The sequence below is a fragment of the Thalassobaculum sp. genome (assembly GCF_040219215.1).
Taxonomy (GTDB): Bacteria; Pseudomonadota; Alphaproteobacteria; order Thalassobaculales; family Thalassobaculaceae; genus Thalassobaculum_A.
This window is the reverse complement of sequence record NZ_JAVJSX010000024.1, coordinates 24537-49667: the sequence shown is the minus strand read 5'-3', so window position 1 is coordinate 49667 and position 25131 is coordinate 24537. Positions and strand designations below refer to the sequence as shown.

Sequence of the window (25131 nt, the reverse complement as noted above, 5' to 3'; positions counted from 1 at the left end):
CCATGCGGTTCGTTGTCGATGACAAGGACGTCTTCGCCGCGACCGGCGGCCGTCCGTTCGATCCGGCGAAGCCGGCACTGGTGTGCGTGCACGGAGCCGGCATGGATCACACGGTCTGGGCGATGCAAACCCGGTACTTCGCCCATCACGGCTGGTCGGTGCTGGCGCTGGATCTGCCCGGCCACGGCGGCAGTGCCGGACCGGCGCTGGCGACGGTCGAGGACATGGGAGCCTGGGTGCGGCGCGCGGTGCAGGCGGTTGGCGCTGGCCGGGCCGCGTTCGTCGGCCATTCGATGGGCGCGCTTGCGGCGCTCGAGGCGGCGGCCGGCAGCGGTGGCGACGCCCTGGCCCTGCTGATGCTGGGAGTGGTCCCGACCATGGCGGTGCATCCGGACCTGCAGTCAGCGGCGGATGCCGGCAACCACCGGGCGGTCGAGACCATGATCGGCTGGGGGTTCGGGCGGCCGATGCAGATCGGTGGCAACCGGGCACCGGGAAGCTGGGTGTCCGGTGCCGGGCTCCGGGTGCTGGAGCGCGGGCTGGCGGGGCCGCTGGGCAGCGACCTGCGTGCGTCCAATGGCTATGCCGGGGCGCTGGCGGCGGCGGCGCGGGTGGCGTGCCCGACGCTTGTCATCGCCGGCGACGACGACCGCATGACGCCGGCTCGACAGGCGGCGCCTCTGGTGCAGGCTCTGCGGAACGGGCGAACGGTCACACTGCCGCGAACCGGCCACATGATGTCGATCGAACGGCCGGACGAGACGCTCGATGCCATGCGCGACTTCCTGACGGGGATCGGGCGGTGAGCGAGCGGGCACCGGACCCGTCGCGGGCGGACTACCGGCACTTCCAGATGATCCACACGCGCTGGATGGACAACGACGTCTACGGCCACGTGAACAACGTCCAGTACTATTCGTACTTCGATACCGCGGTGAATCAGTACCTGATCGAGGCGGGCTGTCTGGACTTCCGGGACGGCACGGTCGTCGGCCTGGTCGTGGAGACCGGGTGCTCGTACCGCCGATCGCTGGCGTTTCCGGATGTTGTCGAGGTGGGGGTCCGGGTGGCGCGCATCGGGTCGTCTTCGGTGACGTACGAGGTCGGTGTCTTCAAGCGGGGCGACGAAGCGGTGTGCGCCTTCGGTCGCTTCGTTCATGTCTATGTGGAGCGGTCGACCAACCGCCCGGTGCCGATTCCCGAACCGGCGCGGCGCGCGATGGAAGCGATCCAGGTCACCTGAAGCCGATACGAAAAGGGCCGACTCCAGTGGAGCCGGCCCCGGGTCAGTCCGTTCGGTCGGCGTCAGGCCGCCTTTTTGCCTTCAATCGCCTTCGGCGCCGGACCGCTGGAAATCGCGATCTTGCGCGGCTTCATGGCCTCGGGCACCTCGCGAACCAGGGCGATGTGCAACAGGCCGTTCTCGATCGTGGCGCCGTCCACGCGAATGTGGTCGGCGAGATCGAAGCGGCGCTCGAAACTGCGCGTGGCAATGCCACGGTGCAGGTAGTTGCGACCCTCGTCCTCGGGCTTCTCGATCTTGCCGGACACGACCAGCTGGCCATTCTCGGCGGTGATCTCGAGATCGCTCTCACCGAAGCCGGCGACCGCCATGGTCACCCGGTACTCGTCGTCGCCGAGCTTTTCGATGTTGTAGGGCGGGAACGTCGGTGCGTTGGACGCCTCGGTCGCCCGCATGGCGTGGTCCAAGAGGCGAGCCATCCGGTCGAAGCCGACGGTGGAACGGAAAGCAGGGGTGAAATCCAGAGTGGTACGCATGCCACATCCTCCTCAGAAGCGATATGGGTTCATCAAAATGCGGCCTGCCTGTTCGGCCAGACCACGGTTTTGTCGGGGCCCGGCATCCGGCGCCTCCGATGCCGATTGAGGTAGGAATGGCCTTGGATCGAGTCAAGAGGGGGAACGTTCGTAACGCCAGAGGGGTTGGCAGTGTACGGATCGGGCTTCATACTCGTTTTGATGTCGGAACAAATTAACCATACTGAACCCGCCCCCAGCGTCATGGTATTCGACGGAACCTATCGCGAGGTTCTGGCGCTGCTTGAGGAGGCACGTGAACTGGCTGCAACCCGCCGGGGAGCAGGCGTTCCGGGCGGCGAGGGCCTGTCCGGCGAGAAGCTGTATCGTTCCATGATGATCCGGCTGGAAGCCAGTTGCGAGGCGTTCCGGGTCACGTCCCGGCTGTCGCATTGCCTAGCCTGGGTGATGGTCCAACGGGCGATCCAGGAAGGCGAGTTGTCGCACGACGCCGCCCTCGATCCCCGGAACCGGCTGGATGGCGGGCCGGTGTGCCTGGAACTCGGCGGCGAGGCGAACCCCTACCTGCCGCAGCGGCTGCGGGCCCTGCTGGCGGCCAGCCGCAAGCTGTACGCCCGTCTTGCACGGCTGGACGCGCGCGTCTCGTCGTCGGCGTCGGCGGCTGTGGCACCGGCCGAGTGATCGATTGAACTGTCCAGGACGCTAAACGAAAACGGCGGCCCGAGAGCCGCCGTTGATCAGTCGACTGGAAGGTCGATCAGAGCTTCAGGCCGCCGAAGCGCTTGTTGAAGCGCGAGATCTGCCCGCCGCTGTCCACGATCCGGTGCTGGCCGGTCCAGGCCGGATGCGACTTCGGGTCGATTTCCAGCCGGATCACGGCTCCGGGCTCACCATAGGTCGACCGGGTCGTGTACTCGCTCCCGTCGGTCATGATGATCTTGATCTCGTGATAGTCGGGATGGATATCGGCCTTCATCGCGTCTCTCCACAGCCGTCGCGCGGTGCTGCGCGTCCGACGGGTTCTTGAACGTTCGGAAGGCGGGTAGATACCCGAACCGGACCGGGGGCGCAACCCCGATCAACGCTGGGTCAGCTTCATCTCGATGCGGCGGTTGCGCTCCAGGTCGGCGGGGTCGATCGGCTGGTACTCACCGTATCCGGTGGCGGACAGGCGTTCGGCGGGTATTCCCTGGTCAACCAAGTACTTAACCACCGAGATTGCGCGGGCGGCGGATAGCTCCCAGTTGCTGCGGAACTGTTCGTTGTGAATCGGCACCGTATCGGTGTGTCCTTCGACCTGCAGTATCCACCCGATGTTCTTCGGAATGCGTGGCGCAATCTCCCGGAGCGTTGCGGCGAACTGCCCGAGTTTGAGCTTTCCCGGTTCGCCGATCTGCGCGGATCCGGATGCGAACAGGACCTCGGACTGGAACACGAAGCGGTCGCCGACGATACGGACGTCATCGCGGTCCGACAGAACCTCGCGCAGCCGACCGAAGAACTCGCTGCGGAACCGGGCCAGCTCCTGAACCTTGGTGGCCAGGGCGGCGTTCAGCCGGCGCCCGAGATCGAGGATCTGGACCTTCTGATCCCGGTTCTGCGTTTCGGTTGCCTCCAACGCGGCCTCGATGCGGGCAAGCTGCTGGCGCAGGGCGGCGATCTGGGCGTTGAGAAGCTCGACCTGCCGGCTCGATTCAGCGGAGATCTTCTGCTCCTCGGTCAATTTCTGCTGGGTGCGCTCCTGCTCGCTGAACAGTTCCTCCAGCCTGATGTCGCGCTGCTCCAGTTCACTCTGCGCGAGCCGGGTGCGTTCGGTCTGTTCGGCCAGCCGGGCCTCGAGCTTCTTTGTGACGTCGCGTTGCTCGCTGAGGTCGGTCTCAAGCCGGGTGACCCGGCTGTCGGCTTTCGTCAGGGCTTCGGTTATCTCGGCGAGCCGGGCCCGGGTCGCTTCGTTGGTCTCGGTCAATGTCTGGATACGGGTTTCGGCCTCGCCGATCTCGCCGACCAGCAACACAACCTTGCGCTCGGCTTCCTGGCGCGCCTCTTCGCTGGCCTCCGCCTTGGCCTGCAGCGCGTCGCGCGCCCGAACCAGGGCGGCGATCTCGTCCTCCAGGGTCTGGCGAGCCTCGCGCAGGGCCGTCAGGTCGCGGCGCAACCGTTCGAGATCCCTCAACTGCAGTTGGATGGTCTGGCGATTGGCCTCGATTACCCGGATAGCCTGCTCCAGTTCGGCAGCCGATTGGGCACGCTCCGCACCGGCGACGCCGGCGTCCTCCTCAATCGCCTGCAGCTTGCCCAGCAGGGCGTCGCGCTCCTGCAGGACCTGCAACAGCCTGGCATCGATGCCGCGCCGTGCCGCATCGCTCTCGTCCAGGCGCTGCTGCAGGACCGCCCGGCTCGCCATCAGCTCGGCCAGCCGGCCTTCCAGGGAGTCGCGCGCTGCCGTCAGTTGAGTGACCTGGTTGGTGAGCTCTTCGCGGGCAGTGATCGAGATCTGCAGCTCGGAGGACAGCTGCGCAACCGTGACCCGCAGTTCGGCGCTGGTCTCCCGTTCCAGCGATAGCAACTCGCTCAACTCGGCGACCTGACGGGTCAGGCGCGCCAGGGACTCGTCCTTTCCGGACAGGATGCGGGTCAGATAGAACTGGGCGACGACGAAGATCATCAGGACGAAGATGATCACCATCAGCAGGGTGGCCAGGGCGTCGACGAAGCCAGGCCAGATGTTGGTGTCGCGCTGGCGACGGCGGGCCAAGGTCGACATGCGCGCCTCAGCGATCCTCTTCGCCGAGCGCTGCGATGGTGCGGGCGACCAGCCGGATCTCTCCGCGCAGCTCCTCGGTCATCTGGACCCGGCCGGACGCGCCGTCCTCCAGCAGCCGGGCCATGTAGGCCTCGATGTTGCGCAGGTGGCTGCGAGCGATCTCGTCCCGGCTTCCGCCGGTCACGTCGGCCAGCCTGGACAGGATCGGGCGAAGCTCGCCCTGGGTCGTCACCAGGCGCTCCAGCAGATCCCGGTCGCCGTCGAGACGGTCGGACAACGCCCCAAGCCGCTCCACCAGCGACAGCAGCGTGTGGTTGGCGCTGCGCCGGTCGTCTTCGCCGCGCGCCATGATGCGCTGCAGCTTGTCCAGGGACTCCGCCGTCTGCTCCATCAGGGCCTGCTGGAACGCGGTGGCGGAATGCTCGCCCTCCATCCCGAGACCGCCGGTGGTGAACCGCGTCAGGCTGGCCAGCCACTCTTCCAGCTCGTTGTAGAACCGGTTCTGGGCCTGGCCGAGCTGCAGGTCGAGGAAGCCGAGCACAAGGGAGCCCGCCAGCCCGAACAGCGACGAACTGAAAGCAGTGCCCATTCCGCTCAAAGGTGACTGCAGGCCGATCTTCAGGTTCGCGAACACCTCGCCGAGATCCCCGCCGTCGATGGACAGGCTGCCGATCACGTTGCCGACGGCGCCGATGGTCTGCAGCAGGCCCCAGAAGGTGCCGAGCAGCCCGAGGAAGATCAGCAGGCCGGCGATGTAGCGCGCGATATCGCGGGACTCTTCGAGGCGCACCGAAATGCTGTCGAGCAACGCGCGCAGCGACAGCGCCGACAGGCTCTGACGGCTGTTCTGCTGACGGTCGCCGAGCAGGGTGGCGACCGGCACCAGCAGGCTCGGCGGATCCTGGATGGAGGTGCCGGCTACGTGGGCGCGATGGGCTTCGATCCACCGAACTTCCGGCATCAGCCGGAAGACCTGCTGGGCGATGAAGATCACCCCGATCAGCAACACGCCGAGGATCACGCCGTTGAGCGCCGGGTTGGCCATGAAGGCGCCGGCCAGCGGACCGCCAAGCACCCCGCATACCACAGCGACGGCGATCAGGAAGGCAACCATCCGGATCAGATATCGGCGCGGGTCGGTCACCAGCCTCGCTCCATGGATTGGGCGGTCGCCACGCCGACGTGCGGATTGTCGTTCAGCGGCTTACCAGCACAACGTCTACGCGGTCCTTGGGGGAATCCTTCGCACGATTGCCAAGCGCCCGCACGTCCATCCTGGTGCTCTGGACCTGCTTGTCGATCAGATAGGCCCGGACCGCCAACGCCCGCGACAGCGACAGACGGCGCGCCTTGTTGGCGTTGTCTTCGTCGCCATCAGCGTAGGCAAGCAGTTGGATCCGCAGCGTCTCGTCCTTCCGCAGGCGGCCGGCCAGTGAATCGAGCCCATCCTTTGCGTCATCCGGCAACGTTGACTGACCCGAATTGAACGGAACTCGGACCACATCGCCGGGTGTGCCCTGAGCGGACGGTGCCGGCGGCGTAGAAGCCGGTCCGGGCGTCGCCGCGGCGACTTGGCTCGGTGGTTCGGTCTTTGCGGGCGATGGTGCGGCCACCGGTGCCGATGCCGTCGACGGAATCTTCGGTACGGGCGGAGCCTTGGGTGCCTCCGGAGCCTTTGCGGGCGGCGGCGTCTGGCTAGCGGGGGTCGATGACGCGGCCGGCGCCGGCGGCTTCGGCGGGGTCGGCGTGGGCACCGCGGCCGCCGGTGGAACGCTCGGCGCCGCAGTGCGCGGCGGTGCGGCCTTCGGCTCCGGCACGCTCGGAGCGGGCGTCGCCGAGCGGGCGGCGCTGGGCGGTTTCAGGGTCGGGGCCGGACCGCGGGTACTCGGGGCGGTCGAACGATTCTGCAGGGTGTCGGGCAAGGGTGCGTACTGCGGGGCGTCGGGTCGGCGCAACCAGTCGGGAGCCGGTGCCGCGTCGACACCCAGCGGGGGCGGCGCGCTGCCGAGACGGCCGCTATGCGCGCGCATGCCGGTAGACGGGTCGACGGATGCCAGGGTGCCCGCACGTGAATCGTAACCGAACTGGCCGACCGGTGTGCCGGGACGAAGCATCTGCGGAACCGTCGGAGTCGGACCGAGGCTCTCCATGACACCAAGATCAACCGAGACGCTGCCCCGGTTGTCGCCGATTTGATAGGGCACCTGGGCCGACGCGAAGCCAGTCGCCAGAGCCACTGCCGCACCGAACGCTATGCCGGCGAGCGCGCATGGTCCCCTCATCATCCCTCCCGGTCGTCGTTCGACGGATGGTTATACCAGAGGCGCCCGCCTCGACAACACCGAGCGCCGGGGTACCCGGGAGGACAGGCCCTCAGGCCGCGCCGGCCTTCGGTTTCGCGTTCTTCAGCAGTTTCAGCATCGGGCCGTGCAGCTGATCGTTTGCTGCCACCACATCGCCCGATTCGAGGACGTTGGAGCGGCCGGCATAGTCGGTGACATAGCCTCCGGCCTCACGGACCAGCAGCAGGCCGGCCGCTATGTCCCAGGGCTTCAGCTTCATCTCCCAGAAGCCGTCGAACCGCCCGGCCGCGACCCAGGCGAGGTCGAGCGCCGCGGCGCCGAACCGGCGGACGCCGGCGGTGTTCTCCATGACGGCACGCTGGTAGGCGATGAACTGGTCATGGTCGCCGCCGAGCCCGGTCACCGGGATGCCGGTGGCGAACACAGCTTCCTGCAGGCTGCGCCGACCGGAGACCCGTAGGCGGCGGTCGTTCAGGAATGCACCCGCGCCCTTCTCGGCCCAGAAGAATTCGTCGGTGAGCGGCTGGTAGACGGCGCCAGCCACGATCTCGCCGCGCTCCTCGGCTGCCACCGAGATCGCGAAGTGCGGAATGCCGTGCAGGAAGTTCAGTGTGCCGTCCAGCGGATCGACGATCCATCGGCGGCCCAGGTCATCGGCGGCCTTGACCGTACCCGACTCCTCCATCAGCAGCCCGAAATCCGGGCGCGCCCGGCTGAGCTCCTCCTTCAGGATGCGCTCGGCCTGATGGTCGGCGGTCGACACGAAGTCGACCGGACCTTTCTTGGAGACCTGCAGGTTCTCGTCCTCGCCGAAGTCGCGCTTGAGACTGCGCGACGCCTTCTGGCAGGCCTTGAAGACGACGTTGTACAGGGCCGAGCGGACGGCCATGGGCGATCTCCCGCGGGTAAGGTCGGGCGCGCCCGGTTGGCGCGGCTCCGGCAGCGTGCGTCCGGTGGGACGCGTCAGTCCTTGGCGCGCTCGACGTAGCTGGCGTCTTCCGGCTTCACGACGATCCGGGTGCCGGTCTCGATGAACGGCGGCACCATGACGCGCACGCCGTTCTCAAGCACGGCCGGCTTGTAGGAACTGGACGCGGTCTGGCCCTTGACCACCGCGTCGGCTTCCACGACTTCCATCACCACGGTATCAGGCAACACCACGGACAGCGGCTCTTCCTCGTAGGTCTCGACCTGCACGACCATGCCGTCCTGCAGGAACGCTGCCGGATCGCCGACCAGTTCGGCGTTCACGACCGTCTGCTCAAAGGTCTCGCTGTCCATGAAGGTCAGCATGTCGCCTTCGCGGAACAGGAAGGTCGCCTGGCGTTGTTCCAGTCGGACCCGTTCGACCTGGGCGTCGGCGCGGAACCGCTCGTTCAGCTTGGTGCCGCTGCGGATGTCCTTCATCTCGACCTGATTGAAGGCGCCGCCCTTGCCGGGCTTCACCGCCTGGGTCTTGGTGACGACCCAGAGTCGGTTCTGGTGCTCGACGACGTTGCCGACGCGCACCGCGTTGCCGTTGATCTTCATGGCCCGAATTCCGTGACTGATTTGACGTGTTCTTGGACGCGCGGGCTTGTATCAGGCGGAACGCGCGGAGTCCATGCTGCGGGCTATCGCCGCCTCGAAGGCCTTGACCGCGGCTCCCGGCCCATCCGGGCGGTTCCAGACCGCCCCGACCACCGCCAGGAAATCGGCGCCGGCCTCGACCAGCGGGCCGCAGTTGTCCGGAGTGATGCCGCCGATCGCGACGCAGGGCACCAGGGCGATGTCCTGCCACCACTCCAGGATCTCCAGCGGGGCCCGGGTCTCCGACTGCTTGGTGGCGGTCTCGAAAAACGCGCCGAACGCGACGTAGTCGGCGCCGGCCTCGGCGGCAGCCATCGCCAGATGCCGGCTGGCCTTGCACGTGACGCCGATCATCGCCCGGCCACCGAGCAGACGGCGCGCCTCGGCGTAGGGGGTGTCCTCCTGGCCGACGTGGACGCCGTCGCAGCCGGTCTCCAGCGCCAGCTTGGCGCTATCGTTCATCAGCACCGGCACGCCGCGCTCGTGGGCGACCGGCAGCAGCCGCTCGGTGGCCCGCCGGACCGTGTCGTCGTCGACGTCCTTCAGGCGGATCTGCAGGCACGCGACCGGGCCGGCATCAAGCGCTTCGGCCAACCGGTCGGCGAAGCCGTCGAGGTCGTCGATCCGTGGCGGGGTGATCAGGTAGAGCTGGGTGGGGACGCGTTCATCGGGCGTCCCCAGCCCCATGTTGTTGCGGTCGCTCACGCCTTGCCGCGGTAGATGTCGATGATCTGGCCGAGCATCGCCAGGGCCTCGTCACGCGGCCGCTGGAAGGTGTTGCGGCCGATGATCGAGCCGTTGGCGCCGCCCTCGGCGAGTTCGCGGATCTCGCCCAGGATGCCGTTCAGGTCCTTGGCCTCGCCGCCCGAGAACACCACGATGCGGCGGCCGGCGAACGACGACTGCATGACGTGGCGGACGCGGTCGGCCAGGGTGTCGGTCTTGATCTTCTGGGCCTCGTAGACCTTCTTGGCGGCGTCCAGCTCAAGGTTGGGCTGCGGCGGCTTGACCTTGATGATGTGCGCGCCCATCAGGGCGGCCATGTGGGCGGCGTAGGCGCAGATGTCGACCGCGGTTTCCCCGACCTTCGACAGGTTGCCGCCGCGCGGATACGACCAGATCACGACGGCGAGGCCGACCGACTTGGCCTCCTCGGCCATCTCGCGGATCTGCCCCATCATCTCGAACGCCGAGTCCGAGCCCGGGTAGATCGTGAAGCCGATCGCTGAGCAGCCGAGCCGCAGAGCATCACCGACCGAGCCCGTCAGCGCCTGGTACGGGCCTTCCTTCTCACGCGACAGGCTGTTCGAGGAGTTGACCTTCAGGATGGTCGGGATGGCACCGGCAAAGCTGTCGGCACCGGCCTCCAGCATGCCGAGCGGTGCGGCATAGGCCGACAGCCCGGCGTCGATCGCCAGCTTGAAGTGATAGTGCGGGTCGTACGCGGCCGGATTCGGCGCGAAGCTGCGGGCCGGGCCGTGCTCGAAGCCCTGGTCGACCGGCAGGATCACGACCTTGCCGGTTCCCCCCAGCTTGCCCTGCATCAGGATGCGGGCTAGGTTGCCCTTGGTCCCGGGGTTGTCGCTCTCGTAGCAGTCCAGGATCTTCTTGACCCGCTGGGTGATCTTCATTCGTCGTCTCCTTGGGATCCGGCAGGCGCCTGCACGTGGATGTGTGATGGACGCTTACAGGGTCCGCGCGATGGTCGCGGCGGTGTCGAGCATCCGGTTCGAGAAACCCCACTCGTTGTCGTACCAGGACAGCACGCGCACCAGCTGGCCTTCGACGACCTGGGTCTGCTTCAGGTCCAGGGTCGAGCTGTGGCTGTCATGGTTGAAGTCGCTGGAGACCAGCGGCGCCTCGTTGGTGCCGAGGATGCCCTTCAGCGCGTTGCTGTTGGCGGCGGCGACGATCGCGGCGTTGACTTCCTCGACGGTGGTCGAGCGCTTCGGCACGAACTTGAAGTCGACCACGCTGACGTTCGGGGTCGGGACCCGGATCGAGGTGCCGTCCAGCTTTCCGGCCAGTTCCGGCAGCACCAGGCCGACGGCCTTGGCGGCGCCGGTCGACGTCGGGATCATCGAGATGGCCGCAGCCCGACCGCGAAGCAGATCCTTGTGCATCGTGTCCAGCGTCGGCTGGTCGCCGGTGTAGGAATGGATGGTGGTCATGTAGCCGCGTTCGATGCCGATCGCGTTGTTCAGGACGAAGGCGACAGGTGCGAGGCAGTTGGTGGTGCAGGACGCGTTCGAGATGACCGTGTGGCCCTTCTCGATCTTGTCGTGGTTCACGCCGTACACCACGGTCAGGTCGGCGCCGGTGGCCGGGGCCGAGATCAGCACCCGCTTTGCGCCGGCCTCCAGGTGCAGGGCGGCCTTCTCGCGGGCGGTGAACAGCCCGGTGCACTCCAGCGCAATATCGACGCCGAGCTCGGCATGCGGCAGCTTCGCCGGGTCGCGCTCGGCGGTCACCTTGATCTTGCCGCGGCCGATGTCCATCCAGTCTTCGCCGGTGGTCACCTCGCCCGAGAACCGGCCGTGGACGCTGTCGTAGCGCAGCAGGTGGGCGTTGGTCTCGACCGGGCCCAGGTCGTTGATCGACACCACCTGGAGATCGTCGCGCTTGCTCTCGTGCAGCGCGCGCAACACCAGCCGCCCGATCCGTCCGAAACCGTTAATCGCGATCTTCGTCGCCATGGCCATCTTCTCCTCGAAACCAAAAAGCAACCCCCGACGGCGGAACCGGTTGCGCCCGCCGGCCGTGTGGTCAGGTCTTCCGCGCGGCTAGCCGGCGGCGGGCTTCGTCGGCCACGGCCTCCGGCGTAATCCCGAAGTGCTTGTACAGTTCCTCATAGGGACCGGACGCACCGAAATCGGACATGCCGACGAAGCCGCCGTCCGGTCCGATGTCGGCTTCCCACGGCATGCGCACGCCGGCCTCGACCGCGACGCGAACCGTTCTATTCCCCAGGACTTGATCCCGGTAGGCGGTGTCCTGGACCGCGAACAACTCCTTGCACGGCATCGAGACGACAGCCGCGCCGATTCCGTCGGCTGCCAGCAGGTCCCGCGCTTTCCGGGCGATGTCGACTTCGGACCCGGTGGCGATCAGCGTGACCTGACGCGCGCCGTCGGCCTCGATCAGCACATAGCCGCCGCGCTGTACCCGGTTTTCGCCGGAGTGGGTGGTGCGGACCGGCGGGAGACCTTGGCGGGTCAGCGTCAGAACCGACGGGCCATCGACCCGCTCCAGCGCGACCTGCCAGCACTCCGCGGTCTCGACCGCGTCGGCCGGCCGGTGCACATGCAGGTTGGGGATGCAGCGCAGGGCTGCCAAATGCTCGACCGGCTGGTGAGTCGGGCCGTCTTCGCCGAGGCCGATGGAGTCGTGGGTCATCACGTACACCACCCGGATCCCCATCAGGGCGGCCAGGCGGATCGACGGCCGGCAGTAGTCGGTGAACACCAGGAAAGTGCCGCCGTACGGAATCACCCCGCCGTGCAACGCCATGCCGTTCATGGCGGCGGCCATGGCATGCTCGCGCACGCCGTAGTGCAGGTAGCTGCCGCTGGCGTTGTCGCGGGTCATGATCGCCTGCGACTTGACCTTGGTGTTGTTCGACCCGGACAGGTCGGCGGACCCGCCGAGGAGTTCCGGCAGGGTTGGCGCGATCGCCTCGATTGCGCGCTGCGAGGCAACCCGGCTGGCCAGCTTCGGCGGATCGGAGGCGAGGGTCGCCTTCAGCGAATGGACCGCGTCGGAGAACGCGGCCGGCAGTTCACCGGCCATCACCCGCTCGAACTCGGCGCGGACCGCCGGATCGGCTGCCTCGAGCCGGCCCTGCCACTCGTCGTTCTCGACGCCGCCGCGGTCGCCCAGCGCAAGACCTGCAGCCTGGACGTCGCTCGGGATCTCGAACGGCGCGTGCGGCCAGCCGATGGCCTCGCGGGTGGCCGCAATCTCGGCCGCGCCAAGCGGTGCGCCGTGGCTCCCGGCGGTGCCGCCCTTGGTCGGTGCGCCGAAGCCGATGGTCGTCCGGCAGGCGATCAGCGATGGACGAGGATCGGCGGCCGCCTCGGCAAGTGCCGCCGAGATCGATTGCGGATCGTGACCGTCCGCCGACACGACATGCCAGTCATAGGACACGAAGCGAGCCGGCACGTCGTCCGATAGCGTCAGGTCGGTCGGGCCGTCGATCGAGATCCTGTTGTCGTCCCACAGAACGTTCAGACGGCCGAGGCCGAGATGCCCGGCCAGCGAGGCGGCTTCGTGGCTGATGCCTTCCATGAGGCAGCCATCGCCTGCGATCACCCAGGTGCGGTGGTTGACCAGATCGTCGCCGAAGCGGGCGTTCAGGTGCCGCTCCGCGATCGCCATGCCGACGCCGTTGCCGAAACCCTGCCCGAGCGGACCGGTCGTGGTTTCGATGCCGGGGGCGGCGCCGTATTCGGGGTGACCGGCGGTCTTGGACCCGATCTGGCGGAACCGCTTCAACTCGTCGATCGTCATCCCCGGATAGCCGGTCAGATGCAGCAAGGCGTACAGCAGCATCGAACCGTGGCCGGCGGACAGCACGAAACGGTCGCGATCGGGCCAGTCAGGGCGACGGGGGTCGAAACGGAGTTGCTCGGCAAACAGCACCACGGCCGCATCGGCCATGCCCATGGGCATGCCCGGATGGCCGGAGCTGGCAGCCTCCACGGCGTCCATCGCGAGCGCGCGGATCGCGTTCGCAAGAGATTTGTGGGTGCCGGAGGCGAGAGCGGCTCCGCGGGCCGAGGGCTTAGTTGTCATGGCGCTTGTCGCGGGGTCGGAGGGCGGGCCGGACTCGGCCGGCGCCTTGATGGCGCGGAACATGCCGACGCAGGCGCTGCGCGTCAAGGCGGCCGTCGCGTCTGCACGTTGCGTTGACGGGCGGGACCTGCCGCCGGTATCATGCGGCGCTTCAAGGTCGCGGGCTTATGCCTTGAAATGCGGGGCCTCGGTTCGTTGCGATCTCGATTACAAAGGGGCATTCCATATGTCGCGATTGGCGACGGCGCGGGACAGGCTGGACAAAGCGGTGGCCCGTCTGGAGCGGGCACTCGATGGACTCGGCGCCAACGGCTCTGCCGGCGATGCCGCGCTGAAGGCCGAACTCCTTGCGGTCAAGCGCGACTACGCGGCGCTGTCGAAGACCGCGGCGGAGGTCGACAGCCGCTTGCAGAGCACCATCGGTCGGCTCGAAATCGTGCTGGAGAACTGAGGCGATGGCCCAGGTCGATATCCAGATCAACGGCAAGGCTTACCGGATCGCCTGCGAGGACGGGCAGGAACCGCGTCTGCGCGAGCTGGCGCACATGGTCGACGCCCATGTGAAGGATCTGGTGTCCCAGGTCGGCCAGGTCGGCGATACCCGGCTGATGGTGATGGCCAGCCTGCTGGTTGCCGACGAACTGGTCGACCTGCGCGACGCCGCCAACGAGGTCGACGAGGGCGAGGAGGAGTTCAGCCCCAGCGAACTCGACGACCTGGCTCTGACCATGGACGGGCTCGCCGAACGCATTGAGCGTATTGCCGTTCGGCTCGAGGGTCCCTAGATTGGGACCTGACGGGGCTGCGCGGTTCGTTAAGGTCGCATTTACCCCTGGGGCGATACCATCCTTCTAGGGAGCTGCCTCTGTCGGGACCGTGGTCTCGGCATTGCGGCACCCACCTGTCTTGGCAGGCCACAGAAGGGTAATCACTGGCCGACGGCCGAGGCGGCTCCGTCACATCCACGCCGCGCACCGACTTTCCGGAGATCATGACTCATTGCGACGAGGCTGAGGCCTATATCGACCTGGACGAGTTGCGGGCCGCCAAGACCGCTCTGCGCACGCCGCTGCTGAAGCGGCGGGCCGAGATTGCGGCGGCGGTGCCCGATGCCGGATCCCGGGTTGCGTCGCTGATCGCAGCGTCGTTTGCGCCGAGCTCGGGAACGGTGGTGGCCGGATACTGGCCGATGCGCGACGAGTTGGACCCCCGCTCGACCCTGGAAGCCCTGTCGGCCCGCGGCTGTCGAATCGCGTTGCCGGTGGTCACCGCCCCGGGGCAACCCCTGGTGTTCCGCGCCTGGGAGAGCGATGAACCTCTCGACGACGGTCCGTACGGTACGCTCCATCCGTCCGAGGACATGGACGTGGTCGAACCGCAGCTCCTGCTGGTACCGATGGTGGCTTTCGATCGCGCTGGCCGACGCCTGGGTTATGGAGGCGGCTTCTATGATCGCACGCTGGCGGCTCTGCGCGGCCGGTTCGCGGTCCAGGCAATTGGTGTCGCCTATGCGGACCAGGAGGTCACCGCGGTGCCGGCCGGACCGGAGGATGCCCGCCTGGACGGCGTGGTGACCGAGCGCGGCTACCTCGATTTCTCGGAGTAAGGGTAGTGCGTCTCCTGTTTCTGGGCGATGTCGTTGGCCGGTCCGGCCGCACGGTCGTGACCGAGCGGCTGCCGGGCCTGATCCGCGACCTTGCGACGGATTTCGTGGTTTGCAACGGCGAGAATGCGGCCGGCGGCTTCGGGATCACCGCCAAGATCTGCGCCGAGTTGTATGACGCCGGGGTCGATGTGATCACCACCGGCAATCACGTGTGGGACCAGCGCGAGATCCTCGACTACATCGCCGACGATCCGGCACTGATCCGGCCGATCAACTATCCGGAGGGCGCACCGGGCCGCGGGGCGGGCGTGTTCGAAAGCCGGCGCGGCCACCGGGTGCTGGTGATCAACGCCATGTGCCGGCTGTTCATGGATCCGCTGGACGACCCGTTCGCCGCGGTCGAAAAGGCGATCGACGGCTGGGCCCTGGGCCAGGACGCCGACGCCATCATGGTCGACCTGCACGGCGAGGCGTCGAGCGAGAAGATGGCGTTCGGCCACGCCTTCGATGGCCGAGTGTCGCTGGTGGTCGGAACCCACACCCACGTACCGACCGCCGATACCATGGTGCTGGCGAACGGCACCGCCTACCAGACCGACGCCGGCATGTGCGGCGACTACGACAGCGTCATCGGCATGAAGAAGGACGTTCCGATCGACCGCTTCACCCGCAAGCTGCCGACGCCGCGGCTGGAAGCGGCCGATGGCGATGCGACGTTGTGCGGCGTGTTCGTGGTGACCAACGACGCCACCGGCCTGGCCGAGCGGGTCGAGCCGGTCCGCCTCGGCGGCGTGCTCAGCCAGGCGATGCCGACCTAATCCGGTCCTATTGTCCCGCCAGCAGCCGCATGGCGCGCTGCTTGGTGCGCTCCCACGCGTCGGGGTTGCGGATGTTCTCCGGGTACTCCCCGCGGAACACCGACAGCATCTGTTGGGCCACCGACATCGCGCTGGCTTCGGCGAAGCCAGCGGTCAGCCCGCCGACATGCGGCGACAGGATGATATTCTCCAACGCACACAGCGGGTTGTCCGGTCCGACCGGCTCGACCTCGAACACGTCCAGCGCGGCCGCCCGGATCGTTCCGCTGGTCAGGGCGCGGTGCAGGGCTGCCTGCTCGACGATCTTGCCGCGCGCGGTGTTGATCAGGCAGGCGTGCGGCTGCATGGCGCCGAACGCGGCGTCATTGAACATGTGGTGGGTCTCGTCGTTCAACTCGGCGTGCACCGACACATAGTCGGCCTGGGCCAGCACCTCTTCGAGCGTCGGCAGCAGGGTCACGCCCAGGGTTTCCGCGGTCTCCGGTGCTACGTAGGGGTCGTAGGCGATCACACGCATGCTGAATGCGCCGGCGCATTTGCGCGCCATCTCGGTGCCGATCTGGCCGAACCCGACCAGCCCGAGGGTCGCCCCTTCCAGGTCATGAATGGTGTTGGCGGCGCCCAGGCGGTCCTGCCAGCCACGTCCGGTGCGGGTCATCGCATCATGCTCCGCGCCGTGGCGCGACAGGCTCATCATCATGAACAGCGCGTGCTCGGACACCGGCACCTTTCCGAAACCCGGATTGTTCACCACGGTCACGCCGCGCCGGGTGGCCGCCTCGATGTCGATCGCGTCGGTGCCGCGCCCGGACGAACAGATCACCAGCAGATCCTCGGCGGCCTCGATCACGTCGGCGTCGACCCGATTCGGATAGCGTCCGCAGATGCCGTGCGCGGCCTTGGCCGCATCCAGAACCGCCATGCGGGTCGGCTTCTCCAGCAGGGTGACGTCGACCTGCTCGCGCAGCGCCCGCTCACCGCCGATGTGATAGAGCGGGTCAATCAGCAGCACCTGATGTCGCATTGAATCGGTCGTCCTTCATTGGTGTCGCGAGCCGCAATGTCGTTGCATTCGCAGATCGAGGCGGGGAAACGGACGGACGAAGCGCCGCCATGTGGCGAGGATGATGGCATGCCGGTGTCGGCTTCCGCCATGCCCTCGCGGTCCGTCCGATCGAAACACCATTACCGCGCGACGGAGCCGAGTCCGCGTGGTAGAAGCGCGTCGGCGCCGATTCGGCGTTCGGTCGCGGCGCGCATCGCCTTGCGCGATGATGCGCCAGACCCCTACATATGGTATCAAAGCAGCGCCCGCGGCACGATGCGTCGCGGCCGGGAGTGTATGAGATGGCTGGTCATTCCCAGTTCAAGAACATCATGTATCGCAAGGGCGCGCAGGATAAGAAGCGCGCCAAGATCTTCACGCGCCTGACCCGCGAGTTGCAGATCGCCGCCAAGGCCGGCGACGACCCCGCGGCGAACCCGGCGCTGCGCTCGGCGATCCTTGCCGCGCGCAAGGAGAACATGCCGAAGGACAACATCGAGCGTGCCATCAAGAAGGGCTCGGGCGGCGGTGACGACAGCAACTACGAGGACGTTCGCTACGAGGGCTACGGACCAGGGGGCGTCGCGCTGATCGTCGACACCCTGACCGACAACCGCAATCGCACGGCATCGGAAGTGCGCTCGGCGTTCTCGAAGTACGGCGGCAACCTTGGTGAGACCAACTCGGTGTCGTTTATGTTCAACCGGGTCGGCCAGATCATCTACCCGGCCGAAGCGGGTACGCCCGACGCGATCTTGGAGGCGGCGATCGAGGCAGGAGCCGAGAACGCTGAGTCAAGCGAGACCGAGCACGAGATCACCTGCGCGGTGGAGGACTTCATCGCCGTGCGCGACGCGCTTGAGGAAAGCCTCGGCAGCGCGCAGTCGGCGCAGTTCACCTGGAAGCCGCTGAATACGATCGCGGTCGACGAAGACCAGGCGGGCACCCTGCTCAAGCTGTTCAACACGCTCGAAGACAATGACGACGTCCAGCAGGTCTCGGCCAATTTCGAGATCGCCGACGACATCATGGTGAAACTGACGGCCTGAACGGCCCGGACGTTCCCTGGTGGAGCGTTCCGGCGATATCGGCGCCGACCAAGGAGGGCCTGGATGCGGCTGATCGGGCTCGACCCCGGCCTGCGCAACACCGGTTGGGGTGTGATCGAGATGGACGGTCACGCGCTGCGGCACGTCGCCGACGGTACCGTGCACTCCGACGGCGACGCGCCGATCGCCACACGTCTGGTCCAGCTCTACGACGGCGTGCTCGACCTGATCGAACGCTGGAACCCGTCGGAGGCGGCGGTGGAGGAGACCTTCGTCAACCGCAATCCGGAGTCGACCCTGAAGCTGGGCCTCGCCCGGGGCGTGGTGCTGCTGGCGCCTGCCAAGGCCGGGCTGCCGGTTTCCGAGTACGCGCCCAAGCGGGTGAAGAAATCGGTGGTCGGCACCGGCAGCGCCAGCAAGGAACAGGTTCAGGCGATGATCACGACGCTTCTGCCGGGGGCCCGTATCGCCGGCGCCGATGCGGCCGACGCGTTGGCCGTCGCGGTCTGCCACGCCCACTTCATCCAGGCGCGCGGCGCCTACGGTGTGGAAGCCGGTCTGGCGACCCGAAAGTCGGCGGCGGGTTCCAACATCCAGCCCGGTCTGCAGCGCGCCATCGCGGCGGCGCTCGCCCGGGAAGCCGGAGGGGCCGGATCGTGATCGCCAAACTCAAGGGGCTGCTCGACTCGACCGCCGACGGCATGGCGGTGATCGACGTCGGCGGTGTCGGCTATCTGGTGTTTGCGTCGGCCCGCACGCTGACGGCGCTCGGCGAGCCCGGTTCCGCCGTGTCGGTGCTGGTCGATACCCATGTCCGAGAGGATCACATCCACCTGTACGGCTTTGCGTCGGCCGCCGAGCGCACGTGCTTCCGGATGCTGCAGACCGTGCAGGGCGTCGGCGCCAAGCACGCGCTGTCGATCCTGTCGGTGCTGTCGCCGGAAGATGTGTTCACCGCGATTGCCGCCCAGGACCGGGTGATGCTGACCCGCGCCGACGGTGTGGGACCGAAGCTGGGGCAGCGGATCGTCAACGAGCTGAAGGACAAGACCGTCAACGTCGCCCTCGGGCTTGGCGCCGATGCGACCGGCCCGGCGCGGGCGGCGGCGGTTGCCGGCCAGCCGGGGGACGATGCCGTGGCCGATGCGGTCTCCGCCCTGTCGAACCTGGGGTATGGCCGGGCCGAGGCGTACGGTGCCGTCTCCACCGCCCGGCAGGCACTGGGTGAAGGCGTCGCCCTCGACAAGCTGATCACGCTGGCGCTGAAGGAGCTGGCGGCGTGATGGTCGACGACGATCCGGATGCGGCGGCAGACCGGCTGATTGCCGGTGACCGCGCGCCCGAGGACCTCGGCGAGACTACGTTGCGTCCGCAGACGCTGGACGACTTCGTGGGCCAGAAGCGGGTCCGCCAGAACCTGCGGATCTTCGTTGATGCGGCGCGCGGACGTGGCGAGGCGCTGGACCATGTCCTGCTGTTCGGCCCGCCCGGCCTCGGCAAGACCACGCTCGCCCAGATCGTGGCCCGTGAGCTGGGCGTCAACTTCCGTGCGACCTCCGGACCGGTGATTGCCAAGGCCGGCGATCTGGCGGCCCTGCTGACCAACCTCGGGCCGCGCGATGTTCTTTTCATTGATGAAATTCATCGCCTTAATCCTGCCGTAGAGGAAGTGCTGTATCCCGCCATGGAGGACTATCAGCTCGACCTGATCATCGGCGAGGGGCCGTCGGCGCGGTCGATCCGCATCGACCTGCCGCCCTTTACCCTGGTTGCGGCGACCACCCGGTCGGGGCTGATCACGACACCACTTCGTGAGCGTTTCGGTATTCCCTTGCGGCTTGAATTCTACGACACCGAGGAACTGACCAGCATCGTGCGACGCGGCGCGCGGCTGCTGGATTTCGAACTGACCGACGACGGCGCCGGAGAGATCGCCCGGCGTGCCCGAGGAACCCCCCGGGTGGCGGGACGTTTGCTGCGACGGGTGCGTGACTTCGCGTCGGTGGCTGGTTCCGGCCGTGTCGATGCCGAAATTGCCGACGCATCGTTGACACGGCTCGACATCGACCAACGGGGCCTCGATGCCATGGATCGGCGCTATCTCGGGTGCATCGCTGAGAACTACGGTGGCGGCCCGGTCGGTGCGGAGACGCTGGGCGCGGCTCTTGGCGAACAGCGCGACGTGATCGAGGAAGTGATCGAACCCTACCTGATGCAGCAGGGACTGCTCCAGCGCACGCCGCGCGGCCGCATCCTGTCGGCGGCCGGATGGCGGTACCTGGGCCTCACCCCGACCGCGGTCGCGGCCGCGCAGCTTGAACTGCTGCCGGACGAGGGGGAGGGCGACGATGCTTGATCCTGCGGCGGCGACCGGGCCGCTGGCCGGCGGGGAGTTCCGCCTGCCGGTGCGGGTCTACTACGAGGACACCGACGCCGGCGGCATCGTCTATCACGCCAACTATCTGCGGTTCGCGGAGCGGGCGCGGACCGAAACGCTGCGGCGCCTGGGCATCGACCAGTCGCGCCTGCGCGAAGAGAACGACGTGATGTTCATCGTGCGCCGCTGCACGATCGACTTCCGGTCCCCGGCGCGCCTTGACGACGCGCTGGAGATCCGGACCCGGATGACCGGTTGGCGGGGGGCCGCGATCGAGGCCGAGCAGACGGTCCACCGGCAGGGTGAGGAAGGGACATTGGTTGCCCTGGAACTCACCATCGCCTGCGTGAACGGCAAGGGTCGACCGGTTCGGGTGCCGAATCCGGTGCGCGACGCCTTCGACCGGGCCGCGGGTGCCGCGTAATCAGCAACGAGGGATTGATGGATCAGACGGCACAGATCGCGCTTGGGGCCGCCGCGGCCGGAGCTTCCAACTTGAACATCTGGGACTTGTTCCTGGCGGCGGACCCGATCGTGAAGGGGGTCATGGGCATGCTGCTGTTCGCCTCGGTGTTCTGCTGGGCGATCATCTTCGACAAATGGTTCAAGGTGCGGTCGCTGCGGCGGCGCGCCGTCGAGTTCGAGGAGGCGTTCTGGTCGGGCGGTTCGCTCGAGGACCTGTATGACCGCATGGGGAACCACCCCGAAGACCCGATGGCGGCGGTGTTCTCGTCGGCCATGCGCGAATGGCGGCGCTCGGCCGCCCGTGGGCTGACGTCGAAGGGTACCGAACTGCGCGCCAGCCTGCGGCACCGCATCGACCAGGTGATGTCGCTGACGATCTCGCGTGAGATGGAAGCGCTGGAAAAGCGCATGACGTTCCTGGCGTCGGTCGGGTCGACGGCGCCGTTCATCGGCCTGTTCGGCACGGTCTGGGGCATCATGAACAGCTTCCAGTCGATCGCCGCTTCGAAGAACACCAGTCTCGCGGTGGTCGCCCCGGGCATCGCCGAGGCGCTGTTCGCGACGGCGCTCGGCCTGGTCGCGGCAATTCCGGCGGTCATCTTCTACAACAAGATCTCCAGCGACCTCGGGCGCTACGCCGCGCGGCTCGAGGGGTTCGCGCTGGAGTTCGGATCGATCCTGTCGCGCCAGCTCGACGAGGGGAACTGAGCCGTGGCAGCGCCAATGCTGAACGCACGAGGCAGTGGGAACGGGCGGCGTCGATACAGGCCGTTGAGCGAGATCAACGTCACGCCGTTCGTCGACGTGATGCTGGTGCTGCTCATCGTGTTCATGGTCACCGCCCCCCTGCTGACGGTCGGCGTGCCGGTCGATCTGCCGAAAACCGAAGCAGCGCAGCTGACCGACGAGGTCGAGCCGCTGGTGGTGACGGTACGGGCCGACGGCAGCATCTACCTTCAGGAAAGTGCGGTCGCGGCCGAGCAACTGGTGCCGAGGCTGGTGGCGGTCACCGGTGCCAAGCCCGACACCCGGATCTTCGTTCGTGGCGACCGGCGCATCGCCTATGGGGCGGTCATGGAAGTGATGGGGATGGTGAGTGCCGCCGGCTTCACCCGGGTGGCGCTGCTGGCCGAACTGCCCGAGCCGGCAACCCCTGCCAACCCCAAGCCTTGAGCTGACGAGGCGGTCATGACCCGCGGTGTGACGCTGTCGGTTGTCTTCCATGTGGCGCTGGTCCTGCTTGCGATCATCGGGCTGCCGGAACTCGTGCGCCCGCGGCCGATCGAGGACCGCCTGGTCGTGGTCGATGTCGTCACCATTGGCTCGGTGACCAACGCGCCGCCGCCGGTGGCCGATGCCCCGAAGCCCGACGCCCCGACGCCAAGCACGAAGGCCAAGCCGGACTCGCCAAAGACACCGCCGCCGCCGCCCGCCAACTCGGCGACCCCGCCGCCGGCGCCGAAGATCGAGCCGCCGCGCGTCGAGGCGCCCAAGGTCGAGGTTCCGAAGGCCGAACCGCCCAAGCCGCAGACCGCGCGCAATACCGCCCCACCGGCCGAGCCACCGAAGGTCGAGCCGGCGCCGACCCAGACGCCGTCGCCCGCCGAACGGGTTCCCGCGCCGAAGCCGGAAGCGGTTGCGAAGGCCGAGCCCGTGCCGTTGCCGAAGCCGAAGGAGCCCAAGCAGCCGGAACCTCAGCCCGACGCCATTCCGCTGCCCAAGCCGAAGCCGCCGGAAGCCAAGAAGCCGGAGCCGGAAGCGCCGAAGCCTGAGGAGGTCAAGAAGCCGGAACCGGAAGCGCCGAAGCCGCAGGAAGTTGCGAAGCCGGCACCGCCGAAAACTGAGCCAGCGAAGCCCCAGCCCGAGGCGGTGACCGCAGCGGATGCGACCCCGGCGCCACCCCTGCCGGTATCGCGCCCGACACCGCCGAAGCGTCCGGAGCAGCAGCAGGCGGCCAAGCCGACGCCTCCGTCGCCCGAGAAAGAGAAGCAGCAGGACAAGACCGACGATTTCCTGAGCGTGCTGAAAACCGTCCAGAAGATGAAGGAAAGCACGTCGAATCCGACGCAGACGACCCAGAACGCACCGAAGACCCAGGATTCGACCGCGCGAACCTCGAACTTCGACTCCGATCGGCCGTTGTCGGTATCGGAGATGGACGCGATCCGTCAGCAGATCGCGCGTTGCTGGCTGGTGCCGGCCGGCGCGAAGCAGGGCGAATCGCTGCTGGTCGAGATCCGCGTCCGCATGAACGCCGATCGGACGGTGCGCGACGCCGAGATTCTCGATTCGAACCGACTGCGCACCGACCCGTTCTTCCGGGCCGCAGCGGAATCCGCACTGCGTGCCCTGCGCAATCCATCCTGCACACCTCTCAACCTCCCGCCGGAGAAGTACGAGACATGGAAAAGCTTCACGATCACCTTCGACCCGAAGGACATGTTGTCTTGACCGCCAACACGCCCGCCCGCCCGGTGGCGACGGTATCGCGCCGCGACATGGGCCGGCTCGTCCTCGGCAGCGCGCTGGCCGGCGGGCTGGCGGCCGGCACCGTGGGCGGCTTCGCCAAGCCGGCTGCGGCAGAGTTGAGGATCGACATCACCCAGGGCCGGGTCGAACCCTTGCCGGTGGCGATCGCCGACTTCAGGGGCGAGGGCATCGAGCCGACCCGGATCGGCCGGGAGATCGCCGGCATCATCCGCGCCGACCTGGAGCGTTCCGGCCTGTTCAAGCCGATCGACCAGAACGCGTTCATCCAGACCGACCTGCAGTTCGACGTGGTGCCGCGGTTCGGGGACTGGCGCCTGATCAACGCGCAGGCGCTGGTGCACGGCCGGGTGACCGAGATCGGTCAGGGCCAGGTACGGGTCGAGTTCAGGCTCTGGGACGTGTTCGCCGAGCAGTACATGACCGGCACCACCCTGACGGTGATCCCGGAGTCGCTGCGCCGGGCAGCGCACATCATCGCCGACCTGATCTACAAGCGACTCACCGGCGAGGACGGGTACTTCGACAGCCGGATCGTCTACATCGCCGAGAGCGGCGCCCAGAACCGGCGCAAGAAGCAACTCGCCATCATGGATCAGGACGGGGCGAACCATAAGTTCCTGACCGACGGCGGCACCCTTGTGTTGACCCCGCGGTTTTCGCCGACCCACCAGGAGATCACGTACCTCGCCTATTACAACAACAAGCCGCGGGTCTACATCTTCAACCTAGACACCGGCCAGCAGGAGGTGCTCGGCGATTTCCCGGGGATGACTTTCGCCCCTCGGTTCTCGCCCGACGGCAACCAGGTGATCATGAGCCTGGCGCGCGACGGTGTGACCGACGTTTACAAGATGGACCTGCGGACCCGCCGCGTCACGCGGCTGACCAACTCATCGTCGATCGACACGTCGCCAAGCTTCTCGCCCGACGGAACCCAGGTGGTCTTCAACTCCGACCGCGGCGGCGCCCAGCAGCTCTATGTGATGGATTCGAACGGTGGCGGCGTAAAGCGGATCAGCTTCGGACAGGGCCGGTACGCCACGCCGGTGTGGTCGCCGCGCGGCGATCTGATCGCGTTCACGAAAATCGCCGGTGGGCAGTTCCACATTGGCGTGATGCGGGTCGACGGGTCGGGCGAGCGCCTGATCGCCGGTGGATACCTGATGGAAGCCCCGAGCTGGGCTCCGAACGGGCGGGTGCTGGTTTACTTCAAGCAGCAGCGCACCGATTCCGCCGGACGGGGCGGTGAGACCAAGTTGTTCACGATCGATCTCACCGGATACAATGAACGCGAGGTGGTTACGCCTCTGGATGCTTCGGACCCGGCCTGGAGTCCGTTGTTGCGCTAAAGTTGTGTGTCTACGGAGCCACTTGCTTCGTCAAGCGTTCCACAAGTATAAGGGGCCTCGCTTGAGGTCGGGGGCCGGGCGGAGATACGTGCGACCGACCCACAGGCAGGGCCCGGAGGAACGGGGTCCAACTGGACCGCAATGAGGGGGCGGGGCGCCAGGGTTCACACATCTCCAGAGGTATGACCAATGATGCGCATGAAGTTTTTGAGCGTTTTCGCAGCCGTCGCAATGCTTGCGGCGTGCGAGACCGCACCGGATAGCACTGCGAATACTGGTGCCGGCGGTTCCACCAGCACTGCAACCGCCCCAGCACCGAAGGGCCCGGCTCCGGGTTCTCGTGAAGATTTCGTCGTCAACGTCGGTGACCGTGTGTTCTTCGCCCTCGACAGCTCCGAGGTGATGGCGGACGGCCGTACGACGTTGGAGAAGCAGGCCTTCTGGCTGCGCAAGTACCCGCAGGCGACCGTGACCGTCGAAGGTCACGCCGACGAGCGCGGCACCCGCGAATACAACCTGGCGCTGGGCGAGCGTCGTGCAGCGGCTGCCCGTGACTATCTGGTCAGCCTCGGTGTCGACCCGAGCCGTATTGCCACGATCTCCTACGGCAAGGAGCGTCCGGACGTCCTCGGCTCGAACGAGGAAGCCTGGGCCAAGAACCGCCGCGCAGTCACCGTCATCAACTGACGGCTGCGAAGCTGAGTGCGTGAACCGACGGCTGCG

General features: G+C 67.4%; 28 protein-coding genes, 1 other RNA gene and 1 pseudogene. 18 read left to right on the top strand and 12 right to left on the bottom strand.

The features are described from left to right. The first annotated feature begins 2 nt into the window (after window positions 1-2). The gene (locus RIC54_RS17345; protein ID WP_350089403.1) at window positions 3-806 is read left to right on the top strand and encodes an alpha/beta fold hydrolase; all 804 of its coding nucleotides are present in this window, start codon (window positions 3-5) and stop codon (window positions 804-806) included. Further along, on the top strand, window positions 803-1243 hold the full coding sequence (locus tag RIC54_RS17340; protein ID WP_350089400.1) for an acyl-CoA thioesterase: 441 nt from the start codon (window positions 803-805) through the stop codon (window positions 1241-1243). Before RIC54_RS17345 ends, RIC54_RS17340 begins: the two co-directional genes overlap by 4 nt. Before the next feature lie 62 nt (window positions 1244-1305). Here RIC54_RS17340 and RIC54_RS17335 read toward each other — a convergent pair whose 3' ends face one another. Continuing rightward, a complete protein-coding gene (locus RIC54_RS17335) occupies window positions 1306-1779 on the bottom strand; it encodes an Hsp20 family protein (protein WP_350089397.1) in 474 nt (157 codons plus the stop codon). A gap of 243 nt (window positions 1780-2022) precedes the next feature. Between RIC54_RS17335 and RIC54_RS17330 the strand changes: the two genes are divergently transcribed. Continuing rightward, entirely contained in the window at window positions 2023-2460 is a 438-nt protein-coding gene (locus RIC54_RS17330; RefSeq protein WP_350089394.1) for a DUF1465 family protein, read from the top strand. Between the two features lie 76 nt (window positions 2461-2536). Here RIC54_RS17330 and rpmE read toward each other — a convergent pair whose 3' ends face one another. The 10 genes from rpmE to tkt form a co-directional block, all read right to left on the bottom strand. Continuing rightward, entirely contained in the window at window positions 2537-2755 is a 219-nt protein-coding gene (gene rpmE, locus RIC54_RS17325; protein ID WP_007677058.1) for a 50S ribosomal protein L31, read from the bottom strand. Window positions 2756-2857: 102 nt separating this feature from the next. Continuing rightward, complete coding sequence (locus RIC54_RS17320; RefSeq protein WP_350089390.1) at window positions 2858-4543, bottom strand: peptidoglycan -binding protein; 1686 nt, start codon at window positions 4541-4543, stop codon at window positions 2858-2860. Window positions 4544-4550: 7 nt separating this feature from the next. Continuing rightward, complete coding sequence (locus tag RIC54_RS17315) at window positions 4551-5687, bottom strand: FUSC family protein (protein WP_350089386.1); 1137 nt, start codon at window positions 5685-5687, stop codon at window positions 4551-4553. A gap of 52 nt (window positions 5688-5739) precedes the next feature. Further along, window positions 5740-6825: an OmpA family protein gene (locus RIC54_RS17310; protein ID WP_350089383.1), complete on the bottom strand. Its 1086-nt coding sequence runs from the start codon at window positions 6823-6825 to the stop codon at window positions 5740-5742. A gap of 91 nt (window positions 6826-6916) precedes the next feature. Further along, window positions 6917-7735: an inositol monophosphatase family protein gene (locus tag RIC54_RS17305; RefSeq protein ID WP_350151249.1), complete on the bottom strand. Its 819-nt coding sequence runs from the start codon at window positions 7733-7735 to the stop codon at window positions 6917-6919. Between the two features lie 74 nt (window positions 7736-7809). Next, window positions 7810-8376 carry an elongation factor P gene (efp, locus tag RIC54_RS17300; RefSeq protein ID WP_007677085.1) on the bottom strand — a complete coding sequence of 189 codons (567 nt, stop codon included), beginning with the start codon at window positions 8374-8376 and terminating at the stop codon, window positions 7810-7812. 51 nt (window positions 8377-8427) lie between these two features. Next, window positions 8428-9102, bottom strand: a complete 675-nt coding sequence (gene thiE / locus RIC54_RS17295) for a thiamine phosphate synthase (protein WP_350090641.1) — start codon at window positions 9100-9102, stop codon at window positions 8428-8430. 14 nt (window positions 9103-9116) lie between these two features. Next, entirely contained in the window at window positions 9117-10046 is a 930-nt protein-coding gene (locus RIC54_RS17290) for a class I fructose-bisphosphate aldolase (protein ID WP_350089376.1), read from the bottom strand. A 54-nt stretch (window positions 10047-10100) separates the two neighbouring features. After that, a complete protein-coding gene (gap, locus tag RIC54_RS17285; RefSeq protein WP_350089373.1) occupies window positions 10101-11111 on the bottom strand; it encodes a type I glyceraldehyde-3-phosphate dehydrogenase in 1011 nt (336 codons plus the stop codon). 70 nt (window positions 11112-11181) lie between these two features. Then, window positions 11182-13209: a transketolase gene (tkt, locus tag RIC54_RS17280; protein WP_350089370.1), complete on the bottom strand. Its 2028-nt coding sequence runs from the start codon at window positions 13207-13209 to the stop codon at window positions 11182-11184. Between the two features lie 226 nt (window positions 13210-13435). Here tkt and RIC54_RS17275 point away from each other — a divergent pair, with 226 nt between their 5' ends. From RIC54_RS17275 to RIC54_RS17255, 5 genes are all read left to right on the top strand, one after another. After that, window positions 13436-13660 carry a hypothetical protein gene (locus RIC54_RS17275; RefSeq protein ID WP_350089366.1) on the top strand — a complete coding sequence of 75 codons (225 nt, stop codon included), beginning with the start codon at window positions 13436-13438 and terminating at the stop codon, window positions 13658-13660. A gap of 4 nt (window positions 13661-13664) precedes the next feature. Next, on the top strand, window positions 13665-13994 hold the full coding sequence (locus RIC54_RS17270) for a cell division protein ZapA (protein ID WP_350089362.1): 330 nt from the start codon (window positions 13665-13667) through the stop codon (window positions 13992-13994). An 11-nt stretch (window positions 13995-14005) separates the two neighbouring features. After that, window positions 14006-14167: non-coding RNA, 6S RNA (ssrS, locus tag RIC54_RS17265), on the top strand. Between the two features lie 33 nt (window positions 14168-14200). Next, window positions 14201-14815, top strand: a complete 615-nt coding sequence (locus RIC54_RS17260; RefSeq protein WP_350089359.1) for a 5-formyltetrahydrofolate cyclo-ligase — start codon at window positions 14201-14203, stop codon at window positions 14813-14815. A 5-nt stretch (window positions 14816-14820) separates the two neighbouring features. After that, complete coding sequence (locus RIC54_RS17255; RefSeq protein WP_350089356.1) at window positions 14821-15633, top strand: TIGR00282 family metallophosphoesterase; 813 nt, start codon at window positions 14821-14823, stop codon at window positions 15631-15633. Window positions 15634-15640: 7 nt separating this feature from the next. Here the strand turns inward: RIC54_RS17255 and RIC54_RS17250 are convergent, their stop codons facing one another. After that, entirely contained in the window at window positions 15641-16657 is a 1017-nt protein-coding gene (locus tag RIC54_RS17250) for a hydroxyacid dehydrogenase (protein ID WP_350089353.1), read from the bottom strand. Window positions 16658-16980: 323 nt separating this feature from the next. Between RIC54_RS17250 and RIC54_RS17245 the strand changes: the two genes are divergently transcribed. The 10 genes and pseudogenes from RIC54_RS17245 to pal all read left to right on the top strand — a co-directional run bounded on the left by RIC54_RS17245 (window position 16981) and on the right by pal (window position 25095). Beyond that, on the top strand, window positions 16981-17727 hold the full coding sequence (locus RIC54_RS17245; protein WP_350089350.1) for a YebC/PmpR family DNA-binding transcriptional regulator: 747 nt from the start codon (window positions 16981-16983) through the stop codon (window positions 17725-17727). 63 nt (window positions 17728-17790) lie between these two features. Beyond that, window positions 17791-18249: pseudogene (gene ruvC / locus RIC54_RS17240) on the top strand (crossover junction endodeoxyribonuclease RuvC); the annotation flags it as partial. A gap of 134 nt (window positions 18250-18383) precedes the next feature. Beyond that, the gene (gene ruvA, locus RIC54_RS17235) at window positions 18384-19010 is read left to right on the top strand and encodes a Holliday junction branch migration protein RuvA (RefSeq protein ID WP_350089347.1); all 627 of its coding nucleotides are present in this window, start codon (window positions 18384-18386) and stop codon (window positions 19008-19010) included. After that, window positions 19010-20083 carry a Holliday junction branch migration DNA helicase RuvB gene (gene ruvB, locus RIC54_RS17230; protein ID WP_350089344.1) on the top strand — a complete coding sequence of 358 codons (1074 nt, stop codon included), beginning with the start codon at window positions 19010-19012 and terminating at the stop codon, window positions 20081-20083. The genes ruvA and ruvB overlap by 1 nt, the downstream gene beginning before the upstream one ends. Continuing rightward, the gene (gene ybgC / locus RIC54_RS17225; RefSeq protein WP_350089341.1) at window positions 20076-20528 is read left to right on the top strand and encodes a tol-pal system-associated acyl-CoA thioesterase; all 453 of its coding nucleotides are present in this window, start codon (window positions 20076-20078) and stop codon (window positions 20526-20528) included. Before ruvB ends, ybgC begins: the two co-directional genes overlap by 8 nt. A gap of 17 nt (window positions 20529-20545) precedes the next feature. Beyond that, complete coding sequence (tolQ, locus tag RIC54_RS17220) at window positions 20546-21277, top strand: protein TolQ (RefSeq protein ID WP_350089338.1); 732 nt, start codon at window positions 20546-20548, stop codon at window positions 21275-21277. Window positions 21278-21292: 15 nt separating this feature from the next. After that, a complete protein-coding gene (tolR, locus tag RIC54_RS17215; RefSeq protein WP_350090638.1) occupies window positions 21293-21742 on the top strand; it encodes a protein TolR in 450 nt (149 codons plus the stop codon). Between the two features lie 15 nt (window positions 21743-21757). Beyond that, complete coding sequence (tolA, locus tag RIC54_RS17210) at window positions 21758-23020, top strand: cell envelope integrity protein TolA (protein WP_350089335.1); 1263 nt, start codon at window positions 21758-21760, stop codon at window positions 23018-23020. A 47-nt stretch (window positions 23021-23067) separates the two neighbouring features. Then, window positions 23068-24408 (top strand): Tol-Pal system beta propeller repeat protein TolB, encoded by a 1341-nt coding sequence (gene tolB, locus RIC54_RS17205; protein WP_502989668.1) that lies wholly within the window; start codon window positions 23068-23070, stop codon window positions 24406-24408. Between the two features lie 192 nt (window positions 24409-24600). Next, window positions 24601-25095: a peptidoglycan-associated lipoprotein Pal gene (pal, locus tag RIC54_RS17200; RefSeq protein ID WP_350151270.1), complete on the top strand. Its 495-nt coding sequence runs from the start codon at window positions 24601-24603 to the stop codon at window positions 25093-25095. Window positions 25096-25131 lie beyond the last annotated feature (36 nt).